Genomic DNA, 9,078 nt, shown 5'->3' with positions numbered 1-9,078 from the left:
ATAAGATAAGTGTTTTAATACTTCTGGCTTCCATTCGTATCCTCATTCTTTGGATGATAGGATTTGCAGCAGAAAAAAGGAAACTCCACCTTCATTTTCAGGCAAATACCATTCGTACTCATCGGGTGCTGTCTTTTATCTCGTTAGCCAAACAGCTCATAATTCACGGGTTTCCCCAGTTCAATATAAGAAAATTCAGCCGTATTATTACCTTGTTTCAGTTAGAATTTAATGAAAATTCCCCTTTTAATCACTTAATAAAAGGGGATTGAAAAAAATGAGAGGATCACTCAGAGCGATAGCGTAATCAAGGTTTTCCTTCACTTGCCGATCTTTAATTAAATAAGTAAACCTACGCCTATTTTAATAACTTAATGTCTATTTCAAGTAGAAAAGGGCTGTCCTCTTCTGCAACATACGCTGCAAAAGAGCGACAGCCCCTTACAAAAGCCCTTATTGATTAGTGGCTTTCTTCAGTAGCTTTTTGCTCTTCAGAACCAGCTGCTTTATCAGCATCGGTTGTAGTAGCATCAGTTGTAGTAGCGTCAGTTTTAGCAGCAGCATCATCAGCTTTTGGCTGTTCAACAACAGTACCAGTAGTTGTTGTGTCTTCGGCTGGCTTAGAAGAGCCGTTATCACCACAAGCAGTTAACATTAAAGCTAAAAATCCAGTTGCAGCAATTAAAGCGAAACGATTCATAACCATTCTCCCTGTTCATTTTAGATTTTATATAAAATCATATTAATTCTAGCAAATATTTACATTAAGTGAAGGACTTATCTTTATTCTCTGGAAAATAAAACCCTCGCCAGGACACACTTTGTTGATTTAACGAGCATAGATTCGGTTTTCGTAACCCGTAAGGGTTACACTTTCTGCCACTCTGGCACAATCTCTCGGAAACCCCTTGGCCTCGCTGGTCTTTTAGGGCGTTGCGCTTAGGACGCGCACACCGACCGCATGGATGCAGGTTTCCCTAAAAGACCAGCGAGGCCAAGGGGTTTCTTGCTCCGGACTTTTGCATGGGGGCTACTTAGGGTCATATCAAAGCTGATTGCCACTTCGATCCCGTATTACGGCTGGCGCCTAATACGGGCTACAGCAGACTGGCTACAAGCCCTCCATCGAAGGGAGTTTTCGTTGGTTCTAATTACTGACTTAGCAACACAGTTTTGTTAAGATCGCGGCAATCTTATTTATTTGTAATCATATGAATACATCACATACTCCCATGATGCAGCAATATCTACGCATTAAATCGAATTATCCTGACATGTTGCTGTTTTATCGCATGGGGGACTTCTATGAATTATTCTTTGATGATGCAAAACGAGCGGCACAGTTACTGGATTTGACCCTGACTCATCGCGGTCAATCTGCTGGCAAGCCCATTCCCATGGCAGGATTACCCTACCATGCAGTGGAAAATTATCTGGCAAGATTACTTAAAAAGGGAGAGTCAGTAGCCATATGTGAACAAACTGGCGACCCGGCAACAAGCAAAGGGCCAGTCGAACGACAGGTCACGCGCATCATGACACCAGGCACCGTAACAGATGAGGCGCTGCTTGATGCTAAAAAAGACAACCTTTTGCTTGCTATTCACCAACAAAAGCAAAACACTGGCCTGGCCTGGGTTGATTTGAGCAGCGGGCGTTTTCATTTGCTGGAATTAAAGGAAGGACAGCAATTAAGTGCTGAACTGACTCGTCTGCAACCAGCAGAAATATTAATAGCAGAAAACTCATCAGCATATGAATACTGCAATGGTTTTACGGTTAAAAGCAGGCCAGGCTGGGAATTCAGCGCAGACAGCGCCAATAAACTGGTACGAGAACAATTTTCAGTTACAGATTTATCTGCTTTTGGTGAACGGGAGCATCCTACAGCCCTGGTCGCAGCAGGAGCACTCCTGGCCTATTTACAGACGACACAAAAACAAGCCCTGCCACATCTCAATACCATTACCCTTGAAAATCCCGATGATTACTTGCAACTGGATTCCTCTACCCAAAAACATTTGGAACTTTTTGAAAATGTACAGGGGGGAAATACTCATTGCTTGCTGGGCATACTGGATAAAACAGCCTGCACTATGGGAAGCCGTTTATTAAAACGCTGGTTGGGTCGCCCCTTAAAACAGCAAAGCCTGATTCAGGAACGTCAGCAAAGTATTCAGGAAATTATCGCTCGACAACAGGATGCAGCAGTACATCACACACTGAAAGAATGTGCCGATATAGAACGTATCGTATCCCGTATAGCCTTGAAATCAGCCCGACCGCGCGATCTGGTCGCCTTACGCCATACCCTGACCTTACTCCCGGATTTAAACCAACTGATAATAAATAACAAAACCCCACTTATTGGCCAGTTAAGAAAGCAACTCAGTCCTATTCCTGCCCTGGAACAACTTCTGCAGGCGGCGATTATCGAAAATCCGCCTGTACTCATTCGTGATGGCGGGGTTATAGCCAAAGGTTTTGATGAAGAACTTGATGAACTGCGAATGCTAAGCACTCATGCTAATGAAACGCTGGCTCAGCTTGAGCAGGAAGAAAAGCAAAAGACAGGTTTATCCACCTTGAAATTCGGATTTAACAGTGTTCAGGGTTTTTATATTGAATTATCTAAAGCTCAGTCCGACAAGGCACCGCTCAACTATCAAAGAAAACAAACCCTGAAAAATGTAGAGCGTTATATCACACCAGAACTTAAAGTTTTTGAAGAAAAGGTGCTTTCAGCCCAGGTTAAAGCCTTAGCCAGGGAAAAATGGCTGTACGACAATTTATTGGAAGAAATGCAGAACTACATCAGTCTGCTCTCCCAGTTAGCCCGCGCATTGGCAGAGCTGGATGTATTGATGACCCTTGCAGAGCGGGCACAAAGCCTGAATTGGCAATGTCCCAAATTAGTCACTGAACCGGGAATTAGCATTCATGCTGGCCGCCATCCTGTAGTGGAACAACTGGTGCAAGAACAATTTATTGCCAATGACCTTGTCCTGAAGCCGGAACATAACATTCTATTGATTACAGGACCGAATATGGGAGGAAAATCGACCTATATGCGCCAAACTGCTTTAATTGTCCTTCTGGCCCATATTGGCAGTTTTGTCCCAGCACAAGGTTCCACCATTGGTCCTGTGGATCGAATTTTTACCCGTATTGGTGCCAGTGATGATTTGGCCTCTGGCCGTTCGACCTTCATGGTAGAAATGACGGAAACCGCTCATATTTTAAGACAGGCAACCCACGAAAGTCTGGTTCTTATTGATGAGATTGGCCGCGGAACAAGCACCTATGATGGTATGGCACTAGCCTACGCCAGTTGTGCTTTTCTTGCCAGATCCATTAAAGCCTATACCTTGTTCTCTACCCATTATTTTGAATTAACCAATCTTCCCCAGGAACTACCCTGCATCCGTAATGTCCACTTAAAGGCATCTCTTGATACAGGACGCATTATCTTTTTATACCGTGTGGAAGAAGGTGCAGCCAATAGAAGTTATGGGCTGGAAGTGGCCGAACTTGCCGGTATTCCCGCGGAAGTGTTAAAACTGGCCCATGATCATTTAAGTAACATGCAAAATAAAAAGCACTATCAATTATCAGAGCCTGAAATAAGAAAAGCACAGCCTTCCCGGCTGGCCCATGAATTAGCCCGAATTGATCCTGACCGTTTAACAGCCAGAGAAGCCCTGGATCTGATCTACAAATTAAAGCAAATGGAGGCAATCGATTCCTAGAATGCTGAATGTTTTGAAGAAGTGGACGTATACATTATTTATACTGTTGTTTTTTGTTGTTTGTGTTCCGACAATGGCAGACAATGCCAAGCCTGCAAGTCTGACGATTACCGGGATTAAAGGTAAAGTGCGGACTAATGTAAAAAAACGTCTGGAAGAATTGCAGCAATTAAAACCCTTGGGCGAAATGAGCCAGGATGAGTTACGTTCGCAAATCATAAAAGCCCTGCAGCCTTTTGGCTATTACAGAGCCCAGATAGAGCTTAGGCAAATCAACAATCAGCAGGTCAATATAGCCATATATCCTGGGGCACAGGTTCATATTTCCTCGCTGCGCGTGGAACTCAAGGGGGAAGGCCGGCAAAATCCGGCGTTAGTGAAAACAGTAAATGAATTGTCGCTGCACCGCAATGATCCCTTATTGACAGAACAATACAATCAAGCCAAACAGAATATGTTGAATACCGCCGAGAACCAGGGCTATTTGCATGCAACATTTCAAAAAGCAGAAATTTTAATTGATGAAGCCAATAATACGGCCGAAATCACCCTTATTCTTGATACAGGTCCCTTGTATTTTTTTGGTCAGATCCAATTTGATCCTACCAACATAAACCCTGAGTTATTACATCGCTTTGTTCCTTTTCGTCCCGGCCAGGCTTACTCAACTGATCAAATTCTCAAGTTGAATGATAATCTGTCAAACAGTGGTTATTTCAGTTCTGTATTGGTTAAACCCGATATAACAGACCAACAGACTGTCCCTGTAGCTGTCCACTTACAACCTGTGTCGAAATATTCATATACTATTGGGGCTGGTTATGGAACCGATACGGGTATAAGGGGTCGGGCTGGATTAAATATCACGCCGGTAAACCGCAGAGGGCACAAATTCAATGCTTTGGCCCAAGGTTCAATGGTTCAAAATGCAATCCAGGCGCAATACGTAGTACCTGGCGCTAATCCAGTCACCGACCAATACAGTCTGACAGGTAATTTTTCCAATCTGAACTACGACACGGGTTACAGTAACGCATACTTGTTGTCCTTAGGACAGCAGCACCGCCTGAATAACTTTCAACGTAATTTGTCCCTTAATGGTCTATATGAAAGCTTTAATTATTCCTTACAACCCAAGAATAATCAGTTTCTTTTGTATCCGAAAGCAACATTTACCTTATCAAAAACCCAAAGCCTGCTGTTTTCCCCTTCAGGATATAATGTCACGCTGAATGCTTTAGGGGCTAATAAACTGACCTTTTCCAATCTGAGTTTTGGCCAGCTTTCTTTTGATGCCAAAGCAGCAATTACCATAGATTCATTGAGACTGCGACTTTATGGCCATACGATTCAGGGGATTACTGCAACAGATAATATCAATCAACTCCCCTTAACTCTTGCCCTGCTTTTGGGAGGTAATGATAATTTGAAGGCCTACAGCTTTAACTCCATAGGCCCTGGACGCATTATCAGTTATGGCGGTTTTGAAATCCAAAAGGAAACGAAAAAGAACTGGTATCTTATCGGCTTTTATGATGCCGGAGATGTGTACAATCCAACTACTAAAAATTTTCAATACGATATAGGTGGAGGCCTGATGTGGGTTTCACCCATAGGGCCAATTAAAATAGGCCTGGCTCAGGCAGTGAACTACCGCCTGGAAAGAGCCAGCTCAAACCCGCGTCTGGTAATCAATATGGGGCCTGACTTATGATTAAGCTCATTACAAAAATAGTCTACATCATCCTCTTATTGCTGCTTGGCCTAATGTGTCTTGTGACCTTTTTAGTCAGCACCACACCCGGCTTATATACGACCATTAAGTTAAGTCAACTCTTTATTCCTGGCACATTTAAAGTACACCATTTAAAGGGACGTCTCATAGATAAGTTTTCTGCGGACGAATTAGAGTACGAATATCAGGATACCAAGGTAAAAATAACCGGATTTAAACTGAGCTGGACCTTTAAAACCCTTTTGCAGCACCAGTTACAAATCGATAGCCTGAAAGCCAAAAAAATCGAAATTGTCGGGTCGGAACTAAAACTGGAACAAGTAAAAGCTAAAATAGGGTTGACCAGGGAACAATTAAAAATTGAGTCCCTGCAATGCGACGCATTAAGTCATCATGTGGACAGTCAGTTACGAATAGAGACTCAGGCTCCCCATACCCTTCTGGGAATCATAAAGCTCAATTCCAACAGCAAAAATCAATCACTTCCCAAGGGTACTATCAACATTGGTGGAGATCTGGAGCAGTTGCACTGGACAGGTGATATCAGCGGACCGGCGCAATTGTCATTACATGGGAGTATTAAAAACCAGACAGAACTCGACCAAATCATCAAATGGCGTCATTTTAACTGGCAAGATGAACAGGGAAAAGGCTTAAGCAGTCCTGAAGGACGTGTAAAAATCTCCGGTAAGCTGCCCCATTTAAACATTCAGTTGGCAACTAAAATAAACAGTCCTCAGCAAGATAACTGGCAAATCACCTCTGCTATTGAAGGCACTATCCCCTGGCAATGGGATTTTACCATCAATGCATCTCAAGCGTTTGATACCAAATCCAGGCGCGAGGGGCTGTACACTCAACTCGCCCTCAAAGGTGCTATTAAAGAGAAAGACACAGGCTCATTTACCCTGACCATTGCTCCAGGGCATTATCAACTGCCTGAAGACAGTATCCTTTCCTCATTACAGTTTATGGGAGGCACTTTAAAGGGAACACTTTCACCGAAACAATTTGCCGGAAAAGGCTCCCTGACCATTGATAAGGATACAAAAATAAAACTGGATTTCAATCTTCCCGAGTTTAATCCCGCTCAGGGCATATCCGGTAATCAGGTTGTTTCAGCTGAGCTGTCACTATTGTTTAACTCCTTCGATTTTTTAAAAAATCTGAGCCCGGAAATCAGTAATCCCAAGGGACAATTAGTTGCATCACTCAAAACCAGCGGCACCCTGAGTAAACCACGAATAGAAAGTCAAGTACATTTATCTAAAGCAAGTGTCAGTTTTCCTCAATTAGGCCTTGCTCTGAATGATATAGACCTGACCGTTATTGGCAAAAAGAAACATTGGGAAACAACAGGCTCCATAAGCTCTGGCAGCAAAAAGCTCCTTATTAAAGGACGAGGGCCACTGGATGCAGCCATAAATGGCAACCTGTCAGTAGAAGGGAATGATTTTCCTCTAATCAATACTAAAGAATACCAGATTAATATCTCACCTCAGCTTAAATTGGATTTTACCCCTGAACACCTGAATATTTCAGGCTCTGTTTTGGTGCCCTTTGCACAAATTAAACCGCAATCGTTTTCCAACAGCATTACTGTTCCTGATGATGTGGTCTTTAAAAGCAAGAAAAAGGTGGATGAGCCCTCTCCTTCTCTGTTTAATACTTCTATGGACATTCAGGTTGTCATGGGTGAAAACGTTGAAATTAATGCCAAGGGATTGCATGCAATTCTGACTGGTGCGGTTAATTTAAAACAATTGCCCAAGGGACCTGTAAATGCCAACGGCGAATTAAATGTGCAAAAAGGTGAATACAAAGCTTATGGACAAGATCTTGCCATAGCCCAGGGAGAATTAATTTTTACCGGTGGAAGACTGGATAATCCTGGCATCAACCTGCGGGCTGAAAAGAAAATAGATACCTCAACAGGCACGCTTACCAGCTCCAACCAACTCTTCGATTTTAACAGTAATAATCTGCAAAATGCGAACATTCGCGGTAACATCATTGTAGGTGTTGAAGTATCCGGACGATTAACCAATCCGAAAATACAGCTGTTTTCCAATCCAGCCATACTGTCACAAGCAGACATTTTGTCCATGCTGGTTTTAGGCAGACCAGCAAGTCAAGCCAACAAGGCAGGAGGACAACTGCTTCTGGCGGCTATTTCATCGATGAACCTTGGCTCAGGAACTAATGGAACCCAACTATTGGAACAGTTGAAAGAAAACCTTGGTTTTGATTTTAATGTACAAAGCAGTAGCAATTACAATCTGGTAACCAACCAGGTAAGTGATTCCACCGCTCTGGTAGTGGGGAAATCACTGTCCAAACGCATTTATTTAAGTTATAACGTTGGCTTATCGCAAGCGGATCCCAACGTACTTACACTTAAGTACTTGTTAAATAAGTTTTTAAGCATACAAGTCAGTAGCAGTGATACCGGAAATGGTATCGATTTTCTATATACATCAAGCAAGTGAGCAATGAAACATGAGTGAATATAACCTACCCTTGAGATTAACCCGGTTAAGAAGAAGTCCTATGTCACGGGCGTTGATGCGAGAAACCCGTTTACATCCACAACAGTTTATTGCTCCTTTGTTCATCAGCGAAGAACTGAGCGAAGCTAAAGAAATTAAGGCCATGCCTGGCCAATTTCAACTACCGCTTGATTCTTTATCTGAAGAAATTCAGACCTTAAGCAGTTTGGGTATTCCTGCCGTCTTACTGTTCGGTATACCGGCCCATAAGGATGCTTGCGGCAGTGAGTCATTTAATGATCATGGAATTATTCAAAAGGCAGTCAAAAAAATTCGTTCGGTAAATAAAGATATAGTGATTATTACTGATCTTTGCTTTTGTGAATACACCGACCATGGACACTGTGGCGTATTACAAGGTGAACGTATAGATAATGACAAAACTCTGGATTTATTAGGAAAGCAAGCCGTGAGCCATGCCAAGGCAGGTGCTGATTGGGTAGCCCCTAGTGGTATGACGGATGGAATGGTTGCAGCAATCAGGGCTGCTTTGGATAATGCAGGATATCAGCACATCCCTATTCTAAGCTACAGCGCCAAATACTGCTCTTGTCTTTATGGTCCATTCAGGGAGGCAGCTCAGGGCGCCCCTCAATTTGGCGACCGTAAAGCCTATCAAATGGATCCTGCCAACAGCGAAGAAGCCGTTCGTGAAACGGCTCTGGATCTGGAAGAAGGGGCTGACATGATCATGGTAAAGCCTGCCGGATTTTATTTGGATATCATCAGCAAACTGAAACAGCAGTTTACTGAAATCCCTCTTTGCGCTTATCAGGTAAGCGGTGAGTATTCCATGATAAAATGTGCGGCAGAAAATCATCTTATCAATGAAGATCAAGCTATTTTAGAGAGCTTAACGGCGATAAAAAGAGCTGGAGCTGATTTTATTATCACTTATTTTGCCAAGGACGTTGCTCGATTATTGATGCAATAATGGACAATAATAACTCATTGTGCAACAAATAAAAACCACAAAACACCTTCTGCAAGTCTTTTGTCTTGCCGAAGGAAGCACAATCCCCTATAGTTAAAAAGATTTGTCTTA

The 9,078-nt window shown here is 42.8% G+C and carries 5 protein-coding genes and 1 pseudogene; 5 read left to right on the top strand and 1 reads right to left on the bottom strand.

The window, feature by feature from the left end:
- Positions 1-272 (top strand): annotated as a pseudogene (locus B094_RS17480) (IS4 family transposase); the annotation flags it as partial.
- A gap of 188 nt (positions 273-460) precedes the next feature.
- Here the strand turns inward: B094_RS17480 and B094_RS15480 are convergent.
- Complete coding sequence (locus B094_RS15480; RefSeq protein WP_018575939.1) at positions 461-700, bottom strand: hypothetical protein; 240 nt, start codon at positions 698-700, stop codon at positions 461-463.
- Between the two features lie 511 nt (positions 701-1,211).
- Between B094_RS15480 and mutS the strand changes: the two genes are divergently transcribed.
- From mutS to hemB, 4 genes are all read left to right on the top strand, one after another.
- Positions 1,212-3,749, top strand: coding sequence for a DNA mismatch repair protein MutS (gene mutS, locus B094_RS0101080; RefSeq protein ID WP_026253816.1), 2,538 nt, complete (start codon positions 1,212-1,214; stop codon positions 3,747-3,749).
- 73 nt (positions 3,750-3,822) lie between these two features.
- Positions 3,823-5,463, top strand: a complete 1,641-nt coding sequence (locus B094_RS0101075; RefSeq protein WP_155823459.1) for an autotransporter assembly complex protein TamA — start codon at positions 3,823-3,825, stop codon at positions 5,461-5,463.
- A complete protein-coding gene (locus B094_RS0101070; RefSeq protein WP_018575936.1) occupies positions 5,460-7,973 on the top strand; it encodes a translocation/assembly module TamB domain-containing protein in 2,514 nt (837 codons plus the stop codon). Before B094_RS0101075 ends, B094_RS0101070 begins: the two co-directional genes overlap by 4 nt.
- Before the next feature lie 10 nt (positions 7,974-7,983).
- Positions 7,984-8,967 carry a porphobilinogen synthase gene (gene hemB / locus B094_RS0101065; protein WP_026253814.1) on the top strand — a complete coding sequence of 328 codons (984 nt, stop codon included), beginning with the start codon at positions 7,984-7,986 and terminating at the stop codon, positions 8,965-8,967.
- Positions 8,968-9,078: the final 111 nt, after the last annotated feature.

The organism is Legionella shakespearei DSM 23087 (genome assembly GCF_000373765.1).
GTDB lineage: Bacteria > Pseudomonadota > Gammaproteobacteria > Legionellales > Legionellaceae > Legionella > Legionella shakespearei.
Note: the sequence above shows the minus strand (reverse complement) of the source record. Positions and strands in the feature narration are given on the sequence as shown.